The sequence below is a fragment of the Flavobacterium okayamense genome, from assembly GCF_019702945.1.
GTDB lineage: Bacteria > Bacteroidota > Bacteroidia > Flavobacteriales > Flavobacteriaceae > Flavobacterium > Flavobacterium okayamense.
Genome location: NZ_AP024749.1, coordinates 12,926 through 37,616 on the forward strand (window position 1 = coordinate 12,926; position 24,691 = coordinate 37,616).

The 24,691-nt window shown below is 31.5% G+C and carries 21 protein-coding genes; 3 read left to right on the forward strand and 18 right to left on the reverse strand.

All coding sequences use genetic code 11. The features are described from left to right. Positions 1-59: 59 nt before the first annotated feature. Positions 60-2,324 (reverse strand): aconitate hydratase, encoded by a 2,265-nt coding sequence (locus KK2020170_RS00075; RefSeq protein WP_221258786.1) that lies wholly within the window; start codon positions 2,322-2,324, stop codon positions 60-62. 222 nt (positions 2,325-2,546) lie between these two features. Then, on the reverse strand, positions 2,547-3,656 hold the full coding sequence (locus tag KK2020170_RS00080; RefSeq protein ID WP_221258787.1) for an acyltransferase family protein: 1,110 nt from the start codon (positions 3,654-3,656) through the stop codon (positions 2,547-2,549). A gap of 32 nt (positions 3,657-3,688) precedes the next feature. Between KK2020170_RS00080 and KK2020170_RS00085 the strand changes: the two genes are divergently transcribed. Further along, a complete protein-coding gene (locus KK2020170_RS00085; protein ID WP_221258788.1) occupies positions 3,689-4,813 on the forward strand; it encodes a hypothetical protein in 1,125 nt (374 codons plus the stop codon). Here the strand turns inward: KK2020170_RS00085 and KK2020170_RS00090 are convergent, their stop codons facing one another. The 5 genes from KK2020170_RS00090 to KK2020170_RS00110 all read right to left on the reverse strand — a co-directional run bounded on the left by KK2020170_RS00090 (position 4,814) and on the right by KK2020170_RS00110 (position 10,508). Further along, positions 4,814-5,317, reverse strand: coding sequence for a hypothetical protein (locus KK2020170_RS00090; protein WP_221258789.1), 504 nt, complete (start codon positions 5,315-5,317; stop codon positions 4,814-4,816). Positions 5,318-5,328: 11 nt separating this feature from the next. Beyond that, positions 5,329-6,282 carry an AAA family ATPase gene (locus KK2020170_RS00095; protein ID WP_221258790.1) on the reverse strand — a complete coding sequence of 318 codons (954 nt, stop codon included), beginning with the start codon at positions 6,280-6,282 and terminating at the stop codon, positions 5,329-5,331. 72 nt (positions 6,283-6,354) lie between these two features. Next, the gene (locus tag KK2020170_RS00100) at positions 6,355-7,704 is read right to left on the reverse strand and encodes a peptidylprolyl isomerase (RefSeq protein WP_390640965.1); all 1,350 of its coding nucleotides are present in this window, start codon (positions 7,702-7,704) and stop codon (positions 6,355-6,357) included. Continuing rightward, positions 7,688-8,536 (reverse strand): hypothetical protein, encoded by an 849-nt coding sequence (locus KK2020170_RS00105; RefSeq protein WP_221258791.1) that lies wholly within the window; start codon positions 8,534-8,536, stop codon positions 7,688-7,690. The genes KK2020170_RS00100 and KK2020170_RS00105 overlap by 17 nt, the downstream gene beginning before the upstream one ends. A 1-nt stretch (position 8,537) precedes the next feature. Next, on the reverse strand, positions 8,538-10,508 hold the full coding sequence (locus tag KK2020170_RS00110; protein ID WP_221258792.1) for a peptidylprolyl isomerase: 1,971 nt from the start codon (positions 10,506-10,508) through the stop codon (positions 8,538-8,540). A gap of 145 nt (positions 10,509-10,653) precedes the next feature. Here KK2020170_RS00110 and KK2020170_RS00115 point away from each other — a divergent pair, with 145 nt between their 5' ends. Both KK2020170_RS00115 and KK2020170_RS00120 read left to right on the forward strand, forming a co-directional pair. Beyond that, the gene (locus KK2020170_RS00115; RefSeq protein WP_221258793.1) at positions 10,654-12,249 is read left to right on the forward strand and encodes a peptide chain release factor 3; all 1,596 of its coding nucleotides are present in this window, start codon (positions 10,654-10,656) and stop codon (positions 12,247-12,249) included. 83 nt (positions 12,250-12,332) lie between these two features. Next, on the forward strand, positions 12,333-12,533 hold the full coding sequence (locus KK2020170_RS00120) for a hypothetical protein (RefSeq protein WP_221258794.1): 201 nt from the start codon (positions 12,333-12,335) through the stop codon (positions 12,531-12,533). 52 nt (positions 12,534-12,585) lie between these two features. Here the strand turns inward: KK2020170_RS00120 and KK2020170_RS00125 are convergent, their stop codons facing one another. The 11 genes from KK2020170_RS00125 to cydB form a co-directional block, all read right to left on the reverse strand. Further along, the gene (locus tag KK2020170_RS00125; RefSeq protein WP_221258795.1) at positions 12,586-13,467 is read right to left on the reverse strand and encodes a bifunctional 5,10-methylenetetrahydrofolate dehydrogenase/5,10-methenyltetrahydrofolate cyclohydrolase; all 882 of its coding nucleotides are present in this window, start codon (positions 13,465-13,467) and stop codon (positions 12,586-12,588) included. Between the two features lie 68 nt (positions 13,468-13,535). Next, a complete protein-coding gene (gene ffh / locus KK2020170_RS00130) occupies positions 13,536-14,873 on the reverse strand; it encodes a signal recognition particle protein (protein ID WP_221258796.1) in 1,338 nt (445 codons plus the stop codon). A gap of 113 nt (positions 14,874-14,986) precedes the next feature. Next, a complete protein-coding gene (locus KK2020170_RS00135) occupies positions 14,987-15,454 on the reverse strand; it encodes a hypothetical protein (RefSeq protein ID WP_221258797.1) in 468 nt (155 codons plus the stop codon). A gap of 65 nt (positions 15,455-15,519) precedes the next feature. Next, positions 15,520-15,708 (reverse strand): YgaP family membrane protein, encoded by a 189-nt coding sequence (locus KK2020170_RS00140; protein WP_221258798.1) that lies wholly within the window; start codon positions 15,706-15,708, stop codon positions 15,520-15,522. Between the two features lies 1 nt (position 15,709). Beyond that, the gene (locus KK2020170_RS00145) at positions 15,710-16,015 is read right to left on the reverse strand and encodes a hypothetical protein (RefSeq protein WP_221258799.1); all 306 of its coding nucleotides are present in this window, start codon (positions 16,013-16,015) and stop codon (positions 15,710-15,712) included. Positions 16,016-16,026: 11 nt separating this feature from the next. After that, positions 16,027-19,224 (reverse strand): efflux RND transporter permease subunit, encoded by a 3,198-nt coding sequence (locus tag KK2020170_RS00150; RefSeq protein ID WP_221258800.1) that lies wholly within the window; start codon positions 19,222-19,224, stop codon positions 16,027-16,029. Positions 19,225-19,296: 72 nt separating this feature from the next. Then, the gene (locus KK2020170_RS00155; RefSeq protein ID WP_221258801.1) at positions 19,297-20,376 is read right to left on the reverse strand and encodes an efflux RND transporter periplasmic adaptor subunit; all 1,080 of its coding nucleotides are present in this window, start codon (positions 20,374-20,376) and stop codon (positions 19,297-19,299) included. 56 nt (positions 20,377-20,432) lie between these two features. After that, complete coding sequence (locus KK2020170_RS00160; RefSeq protein ID WP_221258802.1) at positions 20,433-21,743, reverse strand: TolC family protein; 1,311 nt, start codon at positions 21,741-21,743, stop codon at positions 20,433-20,435. Positions 21,744-21,902: 159 nt separating this feature from the next. After that, entirely contained in the window at positions 21,903-22,034 is a 132-nt protein-coding gene (locus KK2020170_RS13145) for a hypothetical protein (protein ID WP_255567321.1), read from the reverse strand. An 18-nt stretch (positions 22,035-22,052) separates the two neighbouring features. Then, positions 22,053-23,513 (reverse strand): NAD(P)/FAD-dependent oxidoreductase, encoded by a 1,461-nt coding sequence (locus tag KK2020170_RS00165; protein ID WP_221258803.1) that lies wholly within the window; start codon positions 23,511-23,513, stop codon positions 22,053-22,055. Between the two features lie 98 nt (positions 23,514-23,611). Next, the gene (gene cydB / locus KK2020170_RS00170) at positions 23,612-24,688 is read right to left on the reverse strand and encodes a cytochrome d ubiquinol oxidase subunit II (RefSeq protein ID WP_221258804.1); all 1,077 of its coding nucleotides are present in this window, start codon (positions 24,686-24,688) and stop codon (positions 23,612-23,614) included. Positions 24,689-24,691: the final 3 nt, after the last annotated feature.

Consider the following 24,691-nt stretch of genomic DNA (forward strand, 5'->3'; position numbering starts at 1 on the left):
AAAATACAAAAAACGCTCAAGTAAACCTTGAGCGTTTTATAAAATATTCTTAAAATTAATTATGCTTTTCCAGCAGCAATTAAGTTTAACGCAGAACCGGCTTTGAACCATTCTATTTGACCTTCATTATAAGTATGGTTAGCCATAATTATATCTTTAGAACCATCAGCATGAACAAACTCTAAAGTTAATGGCTTTCCTGGAGCAAAATCTGTTAAATCTAAGAAATTGATAGTATCATCTTCTTGTACTTTATCATAATCTGCTTCGTTAGCAAATGTTAAACCTAACATTCCTTGCTTCTTCAAGTTTGTTTCGTGAATACGAGCAAATGATTTCACTAGAACCGCTTTAACTCCTAAATGACGAGGCTCCATTGCAGCATGCTCACGAGAAGAACCTTCCCCGTAGTTATGATCTCCAACTACTATTGAAGCAATACCAGCAGCTTTATATGCTCTTTGAACAGCTGGAACAGCATCATAAGAACCTGTTAATTGATTTTTAACCAAATTTGCTTTTCCGTTAAAAGCATTTTCTGCACCAATTAACATATTGTTAGAAATATTATCTAAGTGACCACGGAAACGTAACCATGGACCTGCCATTGAAATGTGGTCAGTTGTACATTTTCCAAAAGCTTTAATTAATAATTTAGCTCCAGTAATATTTTTACCATCCCAAGGTGTAAATGGATCTAATAATTGTAAACGTTCAGATGTTGGAGAAACTACAACTTGAACTCCAGAACCATCTTCAGCAGGTGCTTGGAAACCTGGATCTTCAACATCAAATCCTTTTGTTGGCAACTCATCACCTACAGGTGGATTTAATTTAACTGCTTCACCTTTATCATTTAATAAAGTATCTGTAATAGGGTTGAAATCTAATCTTCCTGAAATTGCTAAAGCAGCAACCATTTCTGGTGAAGTTACAAAAGCATGAGTATTAGGATTTCCATCTGCTCTTTTTGAGAAATTACGGTTGAAAGAGTGAACAATAGTATTTTTCTCTTGTTTATCAGCTCCTTCTCTATCCCACTGACCGATACAAGGTCCACAAGCATTTGTAAATACTTTAGTACCCATTTTTTCGAAAGTTTCGATAATTCCGTCTCTTTCAATTGTATAACGAATTTGTTCAGAACCTGGATTAATACCGAATTCAGCTTTTGGAGTAATTCCATGTTCAACAGCTTGCTCCACAATAGAAGCTGCTCTTGACATATCTTCATAAGAAGAGTTTGTACAAGAACCGATTAGTCCCCATTCTACTTTTAACGGCCATCCATTAGCTTCAGCTTCCGTTTTCATTTTTGAAACTGGAGTTCCTCTATCTGGTGTGAAAGGTCCGTTAATATGTGGTTCTAATTCAGATAAATTAATTTCGATTAATTGATCGAAGTACTTTTCAGGGTTTACATACACTTCTGCATCTGCAGTTAAGTATGAAGCCACTTTATCTGCAGCATCAACTACTTCCTGACGACCTGTAGCCGATAAATATCTTCTCATTGAATCATCATAACCAAAAGTTGAAGTTGTAGCTCCAATTTCAGCACCCATGTTACAAATAGTTCCTTTACCAGTACAAGACATTGCTTCAGCACCTTCTCCAAAGTATTCTACAATTGCACCTGTTCCACCTTTTACAGTTAAAATATCAGCAACTTTTAAGATTACGTCTTTTGGAGCAGTCCATCCGTTTAGTTTACCAGTTAATTTTACACCAATCAACTTAGGAAATTTTAATTCCCAAGACATTCCTGCCATTACATCAACAGCATCAGCACCACCAACACCAATGGCCACCATTCCTAAACCACCAGCGTTAACTGTATGAGAATCGGTACCAATCATCATTCCTCCAGGGAAAGCATAATTTTCTAGAACAATTTGGTGAATAATACCTGAACCTGGTTTCCAAAATCCAATTCCGTATTTATTAGAAACTGAAGATAAAAAGTCAAAAACTTCTCTTGATTGTGAGTTTGCAGTTGCTAAATCGGTTTTAGCACCAACTTTAGCTTGGATTAAGTGATCACAGTGAACCGTTGTAGGAACGGCAACTTTATTTTTTCCGGCATGCATAAATTGCAATAATGCCATTTGAGCAGTAGCATCTTGACAAGCAACTCTATCCGGTGCAAAGTCAACATAATCTTTACCTCTCACGTAAGCAGTTGAAGGATTTCCATCCCATAAATGCGCATATAAAATCTTTTCAGATAAGGTAAGTGGACGACCTACAATTTCACGTGCTTTATCAACACGAGCAGGCATATTTTCGTACACTTTTTTAATCATTTCAATATCAAAAGCCATAACTCAAATATATTTTTTGTTCTTAGTTTTGTTTAAAGTGCCACAAATTTAATAAATCTAAAGGAAATTTAAAAATTTTTAATAAAACCTTAAATTCATAAAAATATTATTTAAAAACATTCTATTTTAATGAGATTGTGCTATCAAAAAAACAAAAAAAGAGGTTTTAATTAATAAATTAACAATTTAAAGTCTTTTAATTATCAAATTGATAATTAAGAACTAATTATCTCTCAAATCCATAATTGGTTTTTCAAAAAAACGATATAACAGGAATGATAAAATTAGTGTAATTGATAAGTATAAAACAAGCAATGGCACTGTTGAAATCTCTATATCCAAATACAATAAACTTTGTTTAAGCAAAACAGCTATAATACTATAATGTAAAAGATACACACTATAGGAAACCTTACTCACAAACTCAATAGGAATTCGTAAAAATGAAAAAGTTTGTCTCCAGCTAATAAAAAAAGGTAATCCTAAAGCTACAGTAGTTGATGTTAGTGTGAAATAAAAAACTTTAAAATAAAGTGGTGTATTAATTAAATCGAAACGCAATACATTCATCACTGCAAATTGTAAAAAAAATAAATGCGCGGCAACTATAAATAAATACACTCGAATTTTGTGTAAAAAATCTTTGTAGAAATAATGAATCCAGGCTATGATAAATCCAAATAAAATTGCATCAATTCTATAAATTACTGTAGATTTAATTTCAGTATTCCATATGTCCATTTCATAAATCTCAAGATTTAAATACGCAAGATATCTGAATAAATGAAAAATGAAAATAAGACTCAACGTTAGTATTAAAAAAGAATACTTTCTACTTATTTTAAAAAATTTACTACCAAAAAACAAAATAAAAGGAACAAGTAAATACGTCCATTCTTCAACCGATAAACTCCAAGATTCCCTAAAAAATGGAATTTTATACGTGAACAAATTCTGTATAAATAAAAAATAGTTCCACCAACCTTTAAAATCATAATTAAAAACAATTGCCAGAATAATATTTAGCAATAAAACCAAATAATAAGCGGGTAATGTTCTATACCAACGTCGTTTCAAAAAAGTTTTAATACTTGAAAAATTAAAATCTTCTTTAAGGTATTTTTTTAGTAGGATGGTTCCAATTAAAAATCCACTTAAAACAAAAAAAACTTCAACCCCAAAATACCCAAAAACGCCACTTATCGCAATGAACGTTGGATTATAACTATCTACAACATAAAACAAGTGCGAAAAAACAACAAAAGATATCGCAGCAGCTCTAACCACATCTAATCCAAATATTCTTTCACTAGATTGCATTTGTTGACTCATTTATAGTATTTTTGTTTAAAAAGTAATCGGTTTTGTCAAAGATATATAAATACATCATTTTTACATTTATACTTTCAAGTCTTTTTGGAACATTTACGTATTTATCTTTAACAAATAGACACCAAGCCATTATTAAAACAAAGCTACTTTACGTTTTTGGTCTTGTTGATAATGATTGGAACATTGAAAAAAATGAACACCATTTTAAAATGTTATCGCCAACATTTGTTATTGATGGCATTTACAAATCAATGGAAGGCCCAAAAGCAACAAGAGTAATGCAATTAAGCAATTCTGATGAATTGTATTGGATAACTGGTTTTGACATAAAAGCGGTTGATGCAAAAACTAATGAGGAAGTTTCTAAAGAATTCATCTGTCACATGAATGTTGATTTAAATGATGTTAGCTACTATACTACTTTTGGACTTGAAGATAGAATCGGGAAACAGTATCCACGTTTAACATCATTATCAAGTGGTTTTGAAAGCTATTCCTATCCTAAAGGATATGGAATTCCTATTAAAGGAAATGAAATTTTAACTGTTATCTCACAATCACTAAATCATAATCAAGAGAAAATCAATAAAAAAATAAAACACCTTATTGATTTTGAATATGAAAAATATGATGGTTCACAAAAACCATTATTGAGTAAAACGGTATACATACAATTACCTTATAACAAATACGACCCATTTAAATCTCCTTTAGATCCTAATAGTAACCAATGTATTCCTGTAGAAACTAAAAACCACAGTTATGTTGATGAAAACGGAAATATGCTTTCTGGGCATTGGGTAGTTCCTAAAGGAAAATTTACCTATAGAAGTAGCATAACGGACCAATTGCAATTGAAAGATAGCTTACGTTTACATTTTTCTGCCATTCACGTGCATCCCTTTGCTACCTCAATTTCTTTGTTTGACAAAACGGAAAACAAATATATTTTTACTAGTAAAATTGAAAATTACAAAGATAAAATCGGTTTAGTTAACGTTGAACCTTTTTCTTCTGAAGAAGGTATTTCGTTGTATTCTAATCATGAATACGAATTGATTTTAGATGTAAACAATACTACTAATATTGACCAAGACATGATGGGAAGTATGTTTTTGTTTTTCTATGATAAGGAATTGGATGAGAAGTTGAAGTAATTATTTTTGAAATTTACTAAAATCAATTTCCTCTTTCAAAAAAACTAAATCTACAAAATATTCATCCTCGGAATAATTATTTAAATAAACTGATACATAATCTTGTAACCTAATTTTAAATTCAACTACCGTTTTATCATAATCAACAATACTTGAAAATTTTTTAACAACTTTTCCATCTTGTTTATATTGTAGCAATATTTTTGTCCTTGATAAATCAATCAACTCTTCCCCATTAGGATTTTTATTTATGTAATCATAAAATGTTTCATCCTCTTTAATCAAATAATAAGCATCTGAATTTTTATCAATTTTTGTGTCAAAATTTATGACAACAATATCTTTAGAGTCAATTCTAAATTCTTTCCAATTATTCCTAGCAAAGTTTATAAATTTAGAATGTTCATTTTCTTTTAATTCATTAAACTTTTTTTTAGATCTTTTATTAAAAAAGTAGGCAGATATATAAAAAACAAATGTTATTAATATAAATATCCAATTCATATTTACACTAACTAAAACAACTTCTTAATAATATCTTCTTCAGAAATTCCTTCAGCGTCGGCTTTGTAGTTTTTAACGATTCGATGTCTTAAAATTCCGTAAGCAACCGCTTGAACATCTTCAATGTCGGGTGAAAATTTACCATTTAAAGCGGCTTGAGTTTTTGCTGCTAAAATCAAATTTTGAGACGCACGTGGACCAGCACCCCAATCGATATATTGTTTTACAAAATCTGGTGCTAATACATTATCTGGTCGGGTTTTACTAACCAAAGTAACCGCATACTCAATTACATTATCAGCTACAGGAATTTTGCGTATTACATTTTGAAAATCGATTATCTCTTGCGATTTAAACAAAGCTTTAACATCAGCTTTAACATCCGTAGTTGTTGCTTTTACCACTTGCACTTCTTCGTCAAATGTTGGATAATCTAATTTTATCGCAAACATAAAACGGTCTAGTTGTGCTTCAGGCAATGGATACGTTCCTTCTTGCTCAATAGGATTTTGCGTTGCCAACACAAAATAAGGTAAGTTTAATTGATAATTATGTCCGGCAACAGTAACCGCTCTTTCTTGCATGGCTTCTAAAAGTGCCGCTTGTGTTTTTGGTGGTGTTCGGTTAATCTCATCCGCTAAAATAATATTTGAAAAAACAGGCCCTTTTATAAATTTAAAATTGCGATTTTCATCTAATATTTCGCTTCCTAAAATATCAGACGGCATTAAATCAGGTGTGAACTGAATACGTTTAAAATCTAATCCTAATGCTTTAGAAATCGTATTTACCATTAAGGTTTTTGCTAATCCTGGAACACCAATTAGCAAAGCATGCCCACCAGCAAAAATACTTAATACAATTTGGTTTACTACTTCTTCTTGACCAACAATAACTTTAGCTATTTCTTGTTTTAATTCTTTTTGTTTTTGAACTAAATTTTGGATAGCAGCTACATCTGACATAATTTCGATTTTAATTTTGACTAAAGTAAGAAAAAAATTGCATAAAAAAGCCCTTCAAAAGAAGGGCTTTAATTATTTTTTCAACCAATTACTAGTGAAGTCACATTCTTGGTAATCTTTATCAATTTTGATATAAGTCTCTTGGATTTTTTCTTCCATCCACTTAGAAATAGCTTTAATTTGCTTATCTCTTAATGCTAATTCTTTAATCTTTAAATAATCACTTGCATAATCTGCTTTGTGCTCTGGAAGTTTATTATTTATAGTAAGAATTTTGTAATATTTATCACCTCTTTCTTCTTGATCTAAATATGGAAGTGAAACCTCACCCACTTTTAAATCAACAATTTGATTGTACAATGCTGGATCCATTTTTGTTAACTCAAACTTAGTTTCCATTGTTTGAGGATTAAACAGGACACCACCATTATTTTTTGTCTCTTTTTCATCAGATGAAGCTTTAGCAGCATCTTCAAAAGAAATTTCACCTTTTACAATTTTTTCTCTAATAATTTCAATATCGGCTTTTGCTTGTTTTAAAGCTTCATCTGTAACTTTAGGTTTAATTAAAATGTGACGAAGTTCAATTTCTTGCCCTTTAATTTTTTCAACTAAAATAATATGATAACCGAATTCTGTTTCAAAAGGTTCAGAAATTTCGCCTTCTGCTAAACTGAAAGCTACTTCTTTAAATTCTTTTACAAAAGGAGTTTTACGTGTTATTTTGTAAAAACCACCTGTTCCAATAGACGCTTTATCATCAGTATTTAATACAACTTTACTGTAAAAACTTGCACCTTCTAATACTTCTTTTCTAATTCCTTTAAGCTTGTTTATTGCATTTTGTTTCTCTTGTTCAGAGATTTTAGGTTTTATAACAATTTGAGCTACTTCAACTTCGGCACCAAACATAGGAATTTCATCCTGTGGAATTTCTTTAAAGAAATTACGAACTTCTTCTGGAGTGATTTCAACTTCATCAACAATTTTTTTCTGCATTTGAGAAGTTAATTTATTCATTTTGATAACATCAAAAAAGAAACTTCTAAAGTCCTCTTCATCTTTTTTGTTGTAATAATTCACAACTTTTTCAATCGATCCAACTTGCTCTACCATTGCATCAATTTGCTGGTTCATATAATCATTTACTTCTTGATCGGTAACAATTATACTATCTTGAATCGCTTGATGCGCATACAATTTATCTTCTAATTGTTTTCCAAAAAGTTCGCAACGTGTAATATTTTTAGTATCTACACCTTGTGCTTTTAATTGAATATATTCTAAATCGATATCAGAATCTAAAACAACATAATCTCCTACTACACCTATAACTCCATCAACCTTTTGTTTTTTTGGTTGTGCAAAAACCGAAGTTGTTACTAAAAGAAGTAAAGCTAAAGGCTTATTTATAAATTTCAAATTTCTTGTCTTTAATCGCATCATCCGTTATTTCCTTTTCTATTGTTTTAACTAATTCTAATTTTCTATTATTTATAATAACTTGTTTAATCGTTGGTTTTATAAACTGTAGAGGCGCTGGACTCTCTTTTGGTAAAACCTGTCTAACTTTTACTAACCAAATTGTTGTAGAATCTGGATATTGATAATTTAATCCATCTGCAACATATTGTTGTTTATTATCCATATTGATAAAAGGCAACTTTTCATAAACCTGATTAATATCTACCCAAACCGAGTCGTTAAAAGCATAACTTTTAAACTGAATAGACAAATCGTTTAATTCCTTTTTATCTTTTTCGGTAAAGGACGTAAACTTTGCTTTAATTTTTTCAAATTTTGGATTTTCTTTAACTAAATTAATATACCTTAACTTGACTAACTCACTACCGTTTTTGAAAAATTGTTTATTCTTTTCATAATACTGATTAATTTCTTCATCAGTAACAATTGTATCAATTTTCCGAATAACTAATTCTTCTAAATAGGCTTTTGTAAATAAATCTGTTTTGTATTGATTAATAAGTTGCTTGAATTCTTCTTGTTTATCATCTGACAAATTAACTTCAGCGGCATTTAATAATAAATTTTGTGTAGCCCATCTATCAATATAAGCTTTAACAATTGCAATACTATCCGCTTTAGAAGTTCCTTTAGGAACCAAGTTTAAGATATCTTCTTTGAATAAATAGTTTTCTCCAACTCGAGCAATAGCTTCTGGTTCTTGTGGCTTTTTAAAATAGTCGCAAGAAATAAATGAAATTAAAATCGCTATTACTAAAATTCTTTGCATTCTATTTTGTCAATTCTGATTTTACTTGATTAAATACTTCTTGATTAACTTTTACTGTAAAATCTTTCTTTAAATCATTAACCCAATTATCTTCTAAATATTGTTGGTAATCACTAACAACTGCTCCTTTACATTCTTCTAGAGGCTTAGGTTCGCTTGACTTAATCGATTTTACATTTGCCACAAAATAATAATTCCCTTTTTGAACAATTTTAGTTGTCCCCTCTTTATTAATATCAAAATCAGGCAAAACATCATAATCTTTCTCAAACAAACCTGATTTTACCATGACATTTACTTTACCATTCTTATTAATTTTCTCTTTGATGTAATCTACTGATTTGTTTTTACCCGCATATTTTTGAGCTTTTTCTACAAAACTTTTATCCGTTGAAGAATAAATATCTACATCATATCTATCTTTCCATTTGTATTTATCTATATGGCTTTTATAAAAACTTTCAAGACCAATTGTATCTTGTTTAGCTCTATCCCAAATTTCTTTTTCCATTAAATCAAACAACAATAAACCATCTCTATACTCTTCCATTACATAACGAAATTCTGGAACTTCTCTCTCTAAATTTTCATTGTAAAAACTTATTAATTGTTCTTCGCTCCAATTTTTATATAAATCTGCAACTAAAGTTGAAATTGGTCTTGTTTTATGTCCTACTTTTTGTTGGCTTTCTAAATAACTTAAAAATGCAGAACCATTTACTTTCTTATCATTATTAATTGTCAATAATGTTTCATTATAGTTTTTAGCACCTTCTGGTTGTTTCCAATTTAAACTGTAATAATCATCATTAACTGTATTTACAATCTTATTATAAAGTTTAGCATTTTTATCAAGTGAATATTTTTTGCTTAACTTATTTACTAAAGAATTTGTAATTAAACGAGAACGATCATCTCTTTTAATATTGTTTTCAATATCAAATCTAAGATCTTCTAAACTCTTTAAAGGATGTTTATCAATTAACTTAACAATATGCCAACCAAATTGAGACTTAAATGGTTTTGAAATTTGTTCTTTTTCCTTTAATCCAAAAGCAACATCTTCAAATTCTTGAGATGTTAATTGCCCTGAACCAAATTTTTGTAAAACACCACCTTTAGCAGCAGTTGATTTATCATCAGAGAATTGTTTAGCAAGCTCTTCAAAACTCTCTCCTTGTTGAATTTTTTGATAAATATCATTAATATCCTTTTCAACTTCTTTAGTTTTTTCAGGATCAAGGTTTTCAGGTTTTAGCAACATGATATGAGCCACAGTTACTTCTCCTCTATTTTCTCTTTTATCAGTAACTTTTATAAGATGGTAACCAAAACGCGTACGAACAATTTTAGATACTTCACCTACTTTAGTGTTATAAGCAGCTGATTCGAATGGATAAACCATTTTAAATGCTGAGAAATATCCTAAATCCCCTTTATTAACTTTAGCAGATGGGTCTTCAGAAAATTTAAGTGCTAAATCTTCGAACTTTTCACCAGATTTTAGTCTTTTAGTTATATCTAAAACCTTATTATAAGCTTTCAAAGTATCTTTTGCATCTGCATTTTCATCAACCATTACTAAAATATGAGAAGCTCTTACTTCAGTTTTCATTCTGTCATAAGCTTCGTTAACTAACTCAGTTGTAACTTTAGAATCATTCAAATAATTCTTAGCCAATTGAGTTCTATAAGAATTTAATTCATTCTGATATTTAGTATTATTTTGAAGGCCTAATTTTTTAGCTTTTTCTACTTTTAGTTTATAACCAATGAAAAGATCTAAATAATTGTTTAAGTTTTTTTGAGAATCGTCTTTAACTAATTCTAAATTTTTGTTATATACTCGAGTAAATTCATCCGTATAAAAAGAATCGTTATCGATTGTAAATAAAACTTGTTTTTCGCTTTGTTGTGCAAAACTCACAACTGAATTTACCAGAACAAATAGAAATACTACTACTTTCTTCATTATTAAAAATAGATTTTTGGTTGCAACTAGCAAAAATAATAATTAGAAACTATTAACCAAGAAGAATCTAAAGCTATTAACAAAAAATTATCGAGTTGAATTTTTAATTTAATAACGTAACTTTGCAACCTCAAAAAAAATGACGATGAGTTTTTTACAAGAAATAGCAAAACGAAGAACTTTTGGAATTATCTCGCATCCTGATGCTGGTAAAACAACTTTAACTGAAAAGTTACTTTTATTTGGTGGTGCCATACAAGAAGCTGGTGCTGTTAAAAGTAACAAAATTAAAAAAGGAGCTACTTCCGATTTCATGGAAATCGAACGTCAAAGAGGTATCTCAGTAGCAACTTCTGTTTTAGCTTTTATTTATAAAGACAAAAAAATTAATATTCTAGATACTCCAGGTCACAAAGATTTTGCAGAAGACACCTTTAGAACACTTACAGCAGTTGATAGTGTTATTGTGGTTATTGATGTTGCCAAAGGGGTTGAGGAACAAACTGAAAAACTTGTTGAAGTTTGTAGAATGCGAAACATTCCTATGATTGTATTCATTAACAAACTTGACCGTGAAGGTAAAGATGCCTTTGATTTATTAGATGAAGTTGAGCAAAAGTTAAAATTAACAGTAACGCCTTTGAGTTTCCCAATTGGAATGGGTTACGATTTTAAAGGTATATATAATATTTGGGAAAAGAATATTAACTTATTTACAGGTGATAGTAGAAAAGATATTGAAGACACTATTGCTTTCGACGATGTTGCTAATCCAGAATTAGATAAAATTGTAGGTGAAAAAGCAGCAAATAAATTAAGAGAAGAATTAGAATTAGTTACAGAAATCTATCCCCAATTTGACAGAGACACTTATTTAAAAGGAGACTTACAACCTGTGTTTTTTGGTTCGGCATTAAATAATTTCGGAGTAAGAGAATTATTAGATTGTTTTATTGAAATAGCTCCACAACCAAGATCTAAAGAATCCGATACGCGTTTAGTTAAACCAGAAGAAGATAAATTTAGTGGATTCGTTTTCAAAATACATGCTAATATGGACCCTAAACACAGAGATAGATTAGCATTCATAAAAATTGTTTCAGGAGTTTTTGAAAGAAACAAACCTTATCTTCATGTTAGAAATAATAAAAATTTAAAATTCTCTAGTCCTAATGCATTCTTTGCTGAAAAGAAAGAAGTTGTTGACATTTCTTATCCTGGAGATATTGTTGGTTTACATGATACTGGAAATTTTAAAATTGGAGATACTTTAACTGAAGGAGAATTAATGAATTTCAAGGGAATTCCGAGTTTCTCTCCAGAACATTTCCGATACATTAATAATGCAGATCCATTAAAAGCAAAGCAATTAGAAAAAGGTATCGACCAATTAATGGATGAAGGAGTTGCTCAGCTATTTACATTAGAAATGAACGGAAGAAAAGTTATTGGAACTGTTGGAGCTCTTCAATATGAAGTTATTCAATACCGTCTAGAGCATGAATATGGTGCAAAATGTAGTTATGAAAACTTCCCTGCGCACAAAGCATGTTGGGTAAAACCTGATGATGCTAAAAATGATGAATATGCAGAATTTAAAAGAGTTAAACAGAAATTCTTAGGAAAAGATAAATACGGCCAATTGGTGTTTTTAGCAGATAGTGAATTTTCAATCCAAATGACGCAGCAAAAATATCCAAGTGTTAAGTTATTCTTTACTTCTGATTTTCATAGTAATTAAATTTTTTTAATACTTTTTTTTTTATTATCATTGCAGTCTCAAATTAAAACTTAACCTAATACAGAAATATTAAAAACATTATTATGAAATCTAATATTTTTAAATTTTATGTAACTTTAATGATGGCTTTTGTAAGCTTCTTAAGTGTTGCACAACCAGTTGACCCACCAGCAGATGATGATCCGCCACCAGCACCGATTAACATGTATTTAATTTGGTTAGCAATTATTGGAATTGGGTTTGTATTTTACTTTTTAAATTCAAGAAAAACAGTAAATCAATAATAAAAAAAGCGTTGAAAATTTCAACGCTTTTTTTATATCTATAAATATTATTTTATTTCATTTTTCTTCCTTCTCTCGCTAATAAAGTATTTTTCAATAACATTGCAATTGTCATTGGCCCAACACCTCCGGGAACTGGAGTAATATGAGAAGCCTTTTTCGATACATTTTCAAAATCAACATCTCCAGTTATTCTATACCCTTTTTCAGTTGTTTCATCTGCAACTCGAGTAATACCAACATCAATAACTACTACATCATCTTTTACCATTTCTGCTTTTAAATAATTAGGGACACCTAATGCAGTAATAATAATATCAGCTTGTGAAGTTATTTGAGTTATATTTTTTGTATGACTATGCGTTAAAGTTACTGTTGAATTTCCGGGAAAACCTTTACGTCCCATTAAAATACTCATTGGACGACCAACAATATGACTACGACCAATAACAACAGTATGCTTCCCTTTAGTTTCAACATTATAACGCTCTAATAATTCTAAAATTCCAAAAGGTGTAGCAGGAATAAAAGTACTCATGTCTAAAGCCATTTTACCAAAGTTTTCAGGATGGAAACCATCTACATCTTTACTTGGATCGATAGCCATCAATATTTTTTGAGTATCAATTTGTTTTGGTAAAGGAAGCTGAACAATAAACCCATCGATATCGTCATTTTCATTAAGTTCTTTTATCTTCTTTAAAAGTTCTATTTCAGTTGTTGTACTTGGCATTTTAATTAAAGTCGATTCGAATCCAACTCGTTCACAAGCTTTAACTTTACTTCCAACGTAAGTCAAACTTGCACCATCGTTACCTACAATAACTGCGGCTAAATGAGGAACTTTTTCTCCGTTTTCTTTCATCTTAGCTACTTCTGCAGCTATTTCATTTTTAATGTCTTCAGAAACTTTTTTACCGTCTAATAATACCATTTTGTTTTGTTGTTGTGTGTTTATTTATATAAAAAAAGAAGACGCGAAAAATCGCGTCTTATCTGTAATTATCTCATTCCTTTCATTCCACCCATCATTCGCATCATGTTCTTCCCAGCTCCTCCTTGCATCATTTTCATCATTTTGCTCATTTGATCGAATTGCTTCATTAACTGATTAACTTGCTCAACTTTAGTTCCTGAACCTTTTGCAATTCTTGTTTTACGTTTACCATCAATAATCGAAGGCTTACTTCTTTCTGCAGGTGTCATCGAATGAATAATTGCTTCAATGTGTTTGAAAGCATCATCTTCTATTTCAACATCTTTTAATGCTTTTCCTGCACCAGGTATCATTCCAACTAAATCTTTCATGTTACCCATTTTCTTAATTTGTTGGATTTGCGTTAAGAAATCGTCGAAACCAAATTCATTCTTAGCAATCTTCTTTTGTAGTTTACGTGCTTCTTCTTCGTCGTATTGTTCTTGTGCTCTTTCTACTAAGGAAACAACGTCTCCCATACCTAAAATTCTGTCAGCCATACGAGATGGATGGAAAACATCGATTGCTTCCATTTTTTCTCCAGTACCGATGAACTTTATTGGTTTATTAACAACCGATTTAATAGAAATTGCAGCTCCACCACGTGTATCACCATCTAACTTAGTTAATACAACACCATCAAAATTTAATCTATCATTGAAGGCTTTTGCAGTGTTAACTGCATCTTGACCTGTCATTGAGTCAACTACAAATAATGTTTCGTGAGGTTGAATTGCAGCATGTACATTAGCAATCTCGTTCATCATTTGTTCGTCTACAGCTAAACGACCAGCCGTATCGACAATAACCACATTAAATCCATTTGCTTTTGCATGTTTAATTGCATTTTGAGCAATTTCAACAGCATTTTTATTTTCGGGTTCAGAATAAACTTCTACACCAATTTGATCACCTACAACATGCAACTGATTAATAGCCGCTGGACGATAAATATCACAGGCTACTAATAAAGGTTTTTTACCCTTCTTTGTCTTTAAGAAATTGGCTAACTTTCCAGAAAAAGTAGTTTTACCAGAACCCTGTAAACCAGACATTAAAATAACAGAAGGAGTACCAGATAAATTAACACCAGCCGTTTCACCTCCCATTAATTCAGTTAATTCGTCTTTAACGATTTTAACCATTAATTGACCAGGTTGTAACGTTGTTAATACATCTGAACCAATTGCTTTTTCTTTTACTCTAGTTGTAAAATCTTTTGCAATTTTGAAGTTAACATCGGCATCAAGTAATGCACGACGTACTTCTTTTAAAGTATCAGCAACATTTACATCGGTAATCTTACCGTGACCTTTTAATATATGAAACGCTTTGTCTAACTTATCGGTTAAATTATCAAACATCTTGTCTAATTTTTGTAAGCCGCAAAGATAACATAAAGATACGTAGTCGCCAAGTCTATTTTATCAAAAAAAACCAGCTTAAAAGCTGGTTTAGTCTAATTTTTCTTTTTCATTTAATTTTTTTCGAAGGTTAGATAATCTGTTCCTCCATTTCCTCCACTTACATCAACTAATTGAATTTTTGTATCGGTATAAGAAATGATATCCCAATCATCTGTTAATTCATCAGCAAAAACTGTAGGAGAACTAAACATGATATTAAAATCTAAATCGTTACTACTAGGACTATCGTCATTACTATCACTATTTGTAACTGACCAAGCTCCTGTATAAGTATTTGTTCCGTTTGTAGCTGTTAACACATTTGATGCTCCAAAGGTAAAATTGTAACCTGTAAAATGATATGTTTCATTAACACCATCATCTTCATAAAAAGTGATTCTCCAAGTACCACTTGATGCAGTATTTATAACAGGAGTTGGATCAGCCGAACTACTGTTATCATCATCGCTGCTACACATTGAAGCAACATTAAGCATAAATAAAAATGCTAAAACTGAAATTAATTTTAACTTACTCATATCTACTTGATTTTTAGAACATTAAATTTACAAAAAAAATCCCAACCGAAGTTGGGATACTATGATTAATCTTTAATTTTAAAAATTTTTCGAAGTATGTCCTCCATTAAACACCACTTAGTAATGGATGACTGTAACAAGTTGGCACCTACAAAAAGAGTAAACCACAACCAATTTTGGTTAACATACATAGCAAGCAGTACACTTATAATTATGAAGGCTCCAGCAATTGCTCTTATTAATCTATTTATCATTTTAATTGTGTTTTTCAACAGCTAAAACTGCTGTGTGAATATGTGAAATTGTTTCTTGTTTTGAATTAAATTTTTCGACCAAATCAAATAATGTATCTACATTTTGCTTTTCAACAAATGCAAAGAATACTACTGATTCGGTTTCGTTCATTTCAGAACCAAACCAATTGGTTTCAACTGCATCTTCTGTACTATCTCGGTAACCTTTAACATCACGATACGAATAGGACAATACTTTGGCTTCTTTAAGCATTTTTTTGACTTCTTTGTCAAACTCAGCTATTGCGGTTACTAATACTAATTTCATTTGCTTAATTTTTAATTATTGTTTTCCCATTTTTTACGTTCAGTGATGTAATAAATCAATGGAACTACAATTAATGTTAGTAAAGTTGAAACAATCGCTCCAGCAACTAACGAAATGGCTAATCCTTGGAAAATTGGATCAAATAATATGATAGATGCCCCTATTACAACTGCTCCTGTTGTTAGTAGAATTGGTGTTGTTCTTACCGCACCAGCTTCAATAATAGCTTGTTTCATTGGAATTCCATCGTTTAAACGAATCTCGATAAAGTCGATTAACAAGACGGAGTTTCGAACCATTACACCAGCCAAAGCAATCATTCCTATAAAAGAAGTTGCGGTGAAGAATGCTCCTAACAACCAGTGACCTAATACAATTCCAACTAATGAAAGTGGAATAGCAACCATCATTACAATTGGTGTTTTAAAGTTTTGGAACCAACCCACAATCAACATATAAATTACAATAATTACGACTAAGAAAGCAGCACCTAAATCACGGAAAACTTCTAAAGTAATTTGCCATTCTCCATCCCATTTTACTGTAAAATCACTCTCAGAATCGGGTTGTCCCATGTAAATTTCATTAACAGCGTAACCTTTAGGCAATTTCATTTGTTGTAATTTCTCGTTCATTCCTAAGATTGCATACACCGGACTTTCTAATGCTCCAGCCATATCTGCTAAAACGTATACAACTCTTTTTTGGTCTTTGCGATAAATCGCATTTTGTAACGTATCTACTTTTACTTTTACCAAATCACTAACTGGAACAACATTACCCTGACTTCCTTTTATTTTCAAGTTTTGAATATCTTGAATAGATGTTTTTTCAGCATCGTCTAAGGCTAATACAATTCCAACAGGATCAACAGAACGCTCATCGTATAAGTTTGAAACCGGCATTTCACGAAGCAAATAGGTTAAATTACCAACCACTTGCTGTGGTGCAATTCCGTTTAGCATTGCTTTTTCTTTATCTACTTCTAATTTGTATTCTACTTGTGGTGCTTCCACCATCCAATCGATGTCAACAACGTCTGAAGTATTTTCAAGAATGTCTTTCACTTGATTAGCCACATCTATTTGTTGTTTATAATCTGGTCCATAAACCTCAGCAACCAAAGTTGACAATACTGGTGGTCCAGGTGGAACCTCAACAATTTTTACATTGGCACCATATTTCTTTGCAATTTTTTGCACTTCTGGACGAACTAATTTTGCAATGTCATGACTTTGTAAATTTCTATCTTCTTTGTGTAATAAATTCACTTGAATATCAGCCATATTACTTCCACCACGCATATCATAATGACGCACTAAACCGTTGAAGGTTATAGGTGCTGAAGCTCCAATATAATTTTGATAATCTACCACTTCTGGTACTGTAGAAAGATATTGCGCAATTTCTTTAGTAACAGCAGCGGTTCTTTCTAATGTTGTTCCTTCTGGCATATCAATTACCACCTGGAATTCATTCTTATTATCAAAAGGTAACATTTTTACCGCTACTGATTTGGTAAAGAACATCGCAACAGAACCTAACAATAAGAAAATTGTAACAGCAAACATTACATTTCTTTTGGCTGAACTATTCAATAAAGGCTCTTCAAACTTCTTATAAATTTTGAAAATCCAAGATGTTTCTAATCCTTGTTCCTCTTTGTGTTCTTGGTCGTCTTTTTCTTGTAATAAATGATATCCTAAATAGGGAGTTACTGTCAATGCTACGAATAAAGACAACATCATCGCGATTGAAGCTCCAATAGGCATCGGACTCATATAAGGTCCCATCATTCCACTTACGAAAGCCATAGGTAAAATAGCTGCAATTACCGTAAAAGTTGCTAAGATTGTTGGATTACCTACCTCATTAATCGCATAAATTGCTGCTTGTTTGAATGGCAGACGCTTCATTTTAAAGTGCCTGTGCATATTTTCGGCAATGATAATACTATCGTCGACGACAATACCAACTACGAACACTAGGGCAAAAAGAGTGATTCGGTTTAAGGTATAACCCAACATGTAGTAACTGAACAATGTTAATGCAAAGGTTAATGGAACTGAGAAGAATACTACTAATCCACCTCTCCAACCCATAGCTAGCATTACTAAAATAGTTACGGCTAAAATGGCAACACCTAAGTGCAATAATAACTCACCTACTTTGTGCGATGCTGTTTCACCGTAGTTTCGTGTAATTTCTACATGAACATCAGTCGGAATTAAATTTTTCTTTAGTTCTTCAACATGCGTTAAGATTTTCTCTGAAATCTTCATTGCATCGGCTCCTTTTACTTTGGCAACAGAAATGGTTACTGCTGGATATTCTGAACTATGCGCTTTGAAACTCTCATTAGCTTTTCCATATCCAAATGAAACATAGTTCTTTGGCGTTTGTGGTCCATCTTGAATAGTTGCCACTTGTTTTAAGTAAACAGGCATGTTTTTATTAACACCTACAACTAAATTTTCAACATCTTCTGTATTTGCTAAAAACTTACCCGTTGTAACTAAATATTCTTGATCATTTTGCACAAAAGCACCCGATTGTGAACTTCCGTTATTGGCTTTAATCATTTGCATAATGCTTAATGCATCTACACCATTTTCAGCCATTTTATCTTTATCTAAAACTACTTTTAGTTCGCGAGTTCTACCACCAATTTCTTTTGTTATAGCAACATCTTTTACTTTTTCAATTTCATTTGTCACCTCTTCCGCTAACTGACGCAATTGAAAATCATCGTAATTTTCACTCCATAAAGTTAAACCCAGCATTGGAACATCGTCAATAGAGCGAGTTTTAACCATGGGTTGCATCACGCCTTCTGGAAACATGTCTTGGTGTTTCATTAGTTCATCGTATAATTTAACATACGAATCTTCACTATTTTCACCTACATAAAACTGAACCACCATCATTGAATAGCCATTAAATGCCATACTATGAATATGTTCTACTCCTTTTATGTTTCCAATGATTTTCTCAAGTGGTTTAACCACTCTATTTTCTACTTCACTTGGATTTGCTCCTGGATACATGACCATAACATCGGCCATAGGAACGTTAATTTGTGGTTCTTCTTCCCTTGGAATCAAGAACGAACTATACGATCCAATAATCATCAACGCTACCATTAATAAAATGGTTAGTTTTGAGTTGATGAAAAAATTGGCTATTTTACCTGAAATACCTTCTTGCATTTTCTTATTGTTTAAAAGTTAAAGGTTTAAAAGTTTGAAGTTGTTACAACTTGACTGTTAAACTGAAACTGATTACTTAACACTAATTTTAGCTCCGTTGAACAACTTACCATCAGATGAAACAATGTATTGTTCTTTATTGTTTAAGCCTGATAACACTTCAACTTGGTTACCAAAAGTTTTACCTAAACGCAACCAACGTAAAATAGCTGTATTGTTAGCTCCAACTGTATAAATTCCTGTCAACTGACCTTGTTTTACTAAAGCACTTTCCGGAACTAAAACGATATCTGAAGTAGTAACATTTGCTTTCTTTTCGATTGGGAATTGAACATTTACAAACATTCCAGATAAGATTTTAGCATCCGATTTATCCAAATCGATTTTCACTAAATATTGTCCACCAGTATTTTTTGCAGACAAACTCACTTCGCTTACCGTACCATCAACTTCAGTTTCTAACGATTTTACTAAAACTTTTACTTTCATTCCGTTAGTAATTGAAGCAATATCACTTTCAGAAACCATAGCCGTAACTTGGAGTTTTTTAGCACCTTCAACACTTACTAAAGGCATTCCTGGATTTGCCATATCACCCTCTTTTACGAAAGTATTTGTTACAACTCCATTAAAAGGTGCTGAAATATTTGAATAAGCAAACTGAGCATTGATTTCGTTACGCATTTGCTTTGCAGCTTCTAAACCGGCTTTTGCCATTTCGTAACGAGCTGTCATATCATCTAATTCTTTTTGAGAAGCACTTTGTTGGGCAAATAAATTCACAAAACGATCATAATCTTTTTTCGCATTATTATAAGCAGCTTGTGCTTGAATTATGGAAGCATCAACTTGAGCTTTTTTAGCTTGTAAATCAGTATTGTTTACCGAAACTAATAATTGCCCTTTTGATACTTTTTGTCCCACTTTGACATTTACTTTCGTAACAAACCCCATCATACGAGTACTTAAATTAGCACTATTTTCAGCTTCAATCTTTCCACTTGCCGAAACGTATGGACTTGAGTCTGTTTCTGAAATACCAGCCACTTTTACTGCAATTGCTGGTAAAGTAGCTACTTCTTCTCTTTTATCACCTCCACAAGAAATTAATAATGTAGAAGCTAATGTTAATATTGCGATTGTTTTTTTCATATTTCTATTATTTTTAGTCTTAAACATCTCGACTCCGCTCGATGTGACAAATCTGTTTAGTTAGTTAAAAATTGTTGGTATTGTTTAGTGAAATTATATTCGAAAACAGCTTGTAAAAACTCTAATTCTTTTTTTGATTGTTGGGTTTCTGCCATCAATAAATCGGTAGTTTTTTCTAAACCTTGTTCGAATCTATTTTTACGTATTCTGTATGATTCTTGTGCTTGTTCGAATGCTAATTTTGATAAGTTCACTTTATTTTCAGCATCGGCTAATTGGCGGTTTGTTTTGTTTAACTCCAACTGACTTTGTTTTTTATATTGTTCAGCTTCAGCTTCAGCTTTTTGAAAATCGGCTTTCGCTTTTTGGTTTTTACCAATGCTTTTATAGCCATCAAAAACATTCCATGATAATTGAGCTCCTAGTAAATATCCTTTTGCAGAAGTTCCGAATAATTTATCATCATACATTTGGTAATTTCCGAATGCGTTTAATCTTGGTAAGAAACCTAATTTTGTAGATTGAAACATTTTTCCATACGCTTCTGTTGCTTTTTCCATTGCTTGAATATCTTTTCTATTTTCAGAAATAGTGGCAACATTTTCTTCCACTTGAATTTGATTTTCTAAAGCTTCACTTGGTTTAAAAACCTTACCATTCATATCTTCATTTAGTAAGAAAGCCAAATAATCTGAAGCATTTTGAACGTTACTTTTTGCATATTGTAATTGGTTTGCGACTTCATTCACACGAACTTGCACATCTAACAAATCTGTTTTTTGTAGCATTCCATTTTTGAAATAGTTTTCGACCATTTTTAAGTTTCCTTGCGCAGTTTCATTAGCTTTTTCTAGAACACCAACTGCTTTATAAGCTAATTGTAATTGCATATACGCTTTTGAAACTTCCAACTGTAAATACTCTTTAGTACGTTCCGTTTGCAGCCCCATAGCATCCATTTTTGCTTTTGCTGCTTTTCTTTCGTACAAACCATCTAAATTGATTAATGGTTGTTGCACTTCAATCATAGTTGCAAAATTTTCAGTGTGTTCAGGATCATTTAACAAAGCAGGATTAAAATCATTCATTGTTAAAATTTCCTGATTTAATTTTGAACCAAATGCCATCAATGGATTTGTGGTGGTTATTGCTGTATGTGAAGCCGAGATATTTGGCATAAACAAAGCATTCGACTGACGATAATCAGCTTGAGCAGATTTGAATGCTTTTTCTGCAATTTTAATTTGCAAATTTTTATCGTTCACTTTCTCAAGTACCTCGCTTTTAGAAACTGATAAAGTATCTTGAGCTACAACAGTTAATCCCGTTGAGATAATAATTGCAAGACTTAATTTTACTTTGTTCATTGTTATTATTTTTAAGCAAATTTAGGTTTAGAAAATTCCTCATTCAGTAACAAGAGTTACACTTAATTGTAACCCTTATTACTAAAAAGACGAAAGCATCAAAAAGATGCTTTCGTACTAACCAATAAAACTAAAACAATCATCAACGATGTCGATGTGCTATTTTCGCGTTCCGCCATGTCCTCCAGCTACAATTTTTAAAATTCTAACATTTAAATAAAAGAATTTAAATAATTGTAAAAGAGGATTTTGCATTTTACGCTTTTGAGATTTTGATATTCTTTGTGTCATGATTTTTTTTTACTTTTATTATTCAGGAATTAACCACCAAAAAGGGCGCATTTTTGCTTTCCAAATAAACGCATAATGTAATGCTAATTTTACCCAATGACCAGCTAAACCGATATCTCCAAAAGTTTTTTGAATATCCCTGCCATGGGTATCTGGATATTTTTTAAAATCTGGAACAATTGGATATGTTGTAATACTTACTCCACTACCTTGTGTCATTCCATATCCTGCAGAAGCTATACAAGCTGCTCCCATATTACCCAAAGAGCCTTTATGATGTAACGATTCTTTCCCTTCTTTTATACTATCGATAATATTATCGGCTACTAATTTTGCAGTAATACCAGATGGCATTCCTGTTCGTGGTGGCGATGGAAAAATATCAGTACCATTTTTACTTTTTCTAGGTTTTGAAATAGAATGAGGAGGTGCAAATGCAATTCCTGGAGCAAAAATATTTTTATACGACGGATTTTGATACGTTTCTGGCCAATCTTGGACTGTCCATTCTTCATAAGGTTTTGGAGTGTAATCAGCATCAACAATCATAAAACCTTTAAACAGTTTATCCGTTATATCTTGTCCTTCTTTATCATACGCTTGAAAACCATGACCCGAAAAGGCAGGTATTAACATTCCAAAATCGAAACTTTCAGTTTTATATTCACCTTCTAAATTTTCATAATGTACCAATCCATCTTCAACTTTTGTTACTCCAGCTCCTAAAATCCACTTGATTCCACGATCTTCAAAAATCATTTCGACCATATCTTTAGATTTCATGTTGAAACCGTTATATTCCATCAACATACCATCCATACCAAAATCACCTAATTCATATTCGTTTGAAATCCAAGTAATTTCAGCTTTATCACGAACGCCAAATTTTTGTAATTCTTTTTCAACATTTAAAATATATTCAAATGCGGCACCTTGACAAGTAGCTTTCGCATGACCTGTTCCAATAAGAATTTTTGATTTTTTATCTGATTTTTTAAGTGAATCAATTAATTTATGTAATGCTTCAGAAGCATGCTCTGCATGGTCGTATGTACAAACCGAATACACCTTATTTGTCGCTGGTTGTAAGCCTTCTGTTAAATCAAAAGCTAATTTTGGTCCGGTTGCATTAATTAAGTAATCGTAAGTTACTTTTTCTTGTTTTCCAAGAGTTTCACCATAAACACCTTCAACTAAAATATAAGGTTTTTGTTCAGACACATCTCCTTCTGGATGAAATGAAATTGCTTTTGCTTGTTTGTACCCAATTCCTTTTCTTTTATATAATGGCTCAAGTGGAAAGATTACATCTTTTGGTTTCATTCTTCCAATTCCAACCCAAATATTTGATGGCACCCATTGGTAATTTCTATTTGGGGAAACCACCAAAACTTCGTACTCTTTGGAAAGTTTTCTTCTTAAATGAGCCGCTGCCGTATGGCCTGCAATTCCAGCTCCAAGTATTACTATTTTTGACATTTATGATTAGTTTTGTTACATCAAAATTAGATTATACCGATTTGATTAACAGCAACATTTGTTACATAAAAAAGCACCGAATTGGTGCTTTTTTATATTTAATGTTCTCCATAACCAATGTCATCCATCTTTCCTTTAAAAACACGATATTGTATGGTAAAATAAATAGCAACTAAAACTACTGCAATAAAAAACCAACTCATGCCAACAGACAGTCCATATTCATGAGCTGCGACATTCTCAACGGTTAACGATGGATTAATAGTATTAGTCGATGGTAATAATTTTGGAAATATTGAAGCTACTGTTGAAGCTAATCCACCAATTAAAAACAAAGTTGAAAATATAAATCCGTAACCATCTCTTTTAAAACTTCTCACCTTGAAAAGTCCGAAAATTCCAGTAAAAGTAATTAAAGGTAAAATCCACAGAAAAGGATATTGAATAAAATTATGAAATGGTTTTGGTTCAATTATGTGCCAGATTAATAAAGAAACAATTACTAAAGCCAAAAGAATAAAATTTGCTCTAAAAATAAAAGTTTTCAATTTTTCATTTAAACTTGAATTAGTTTTATAGATTATCCAATTAGCTCCATGAATAGTAAGAGAAACAACTGCAATTACTCCAAGTAAGAGAGTAAACCAATCTATAATTCCTTGGTGAGTTGATGTTGGACTAAATTCTGGATTCCATAACGGTAAAAAGAAATAATGTGCTTCATGAGAAGAAACTCCATTTTCTACCATGCCAAGGTTAACTCCACGAACAACATTCCCAAGAGCAACTCCAAAAAATAATGCTAAAAGTAAACTGGCTATTCCAAATGCCTTATCCCAAAGTACTTCCCACATTGGGTGATGAATTTGTCCTCTCATTTCTAATCCAATTGCTCTAAAAATTAATAACCACAATACCATAATTAACGGTAAATAAAAACCGCTAAAAGAAGATGCATACAATGTAGGAAATGCAAAAAACAAAACGCCACCAGCTGCGATTAACCAAACTTCATTAGCATCCCAAAATGGACCAATTGCATTAGTAATTGCCTTTTTATCTTTTTCTTCTTTTGCAAAAAATAAGTGAATGATACCTGCTCCAAAATCATATCCATCTAGCACAACATATATTGCAAGCATTAAAACTAAAACGATATACCAAAAATATTCCATGTT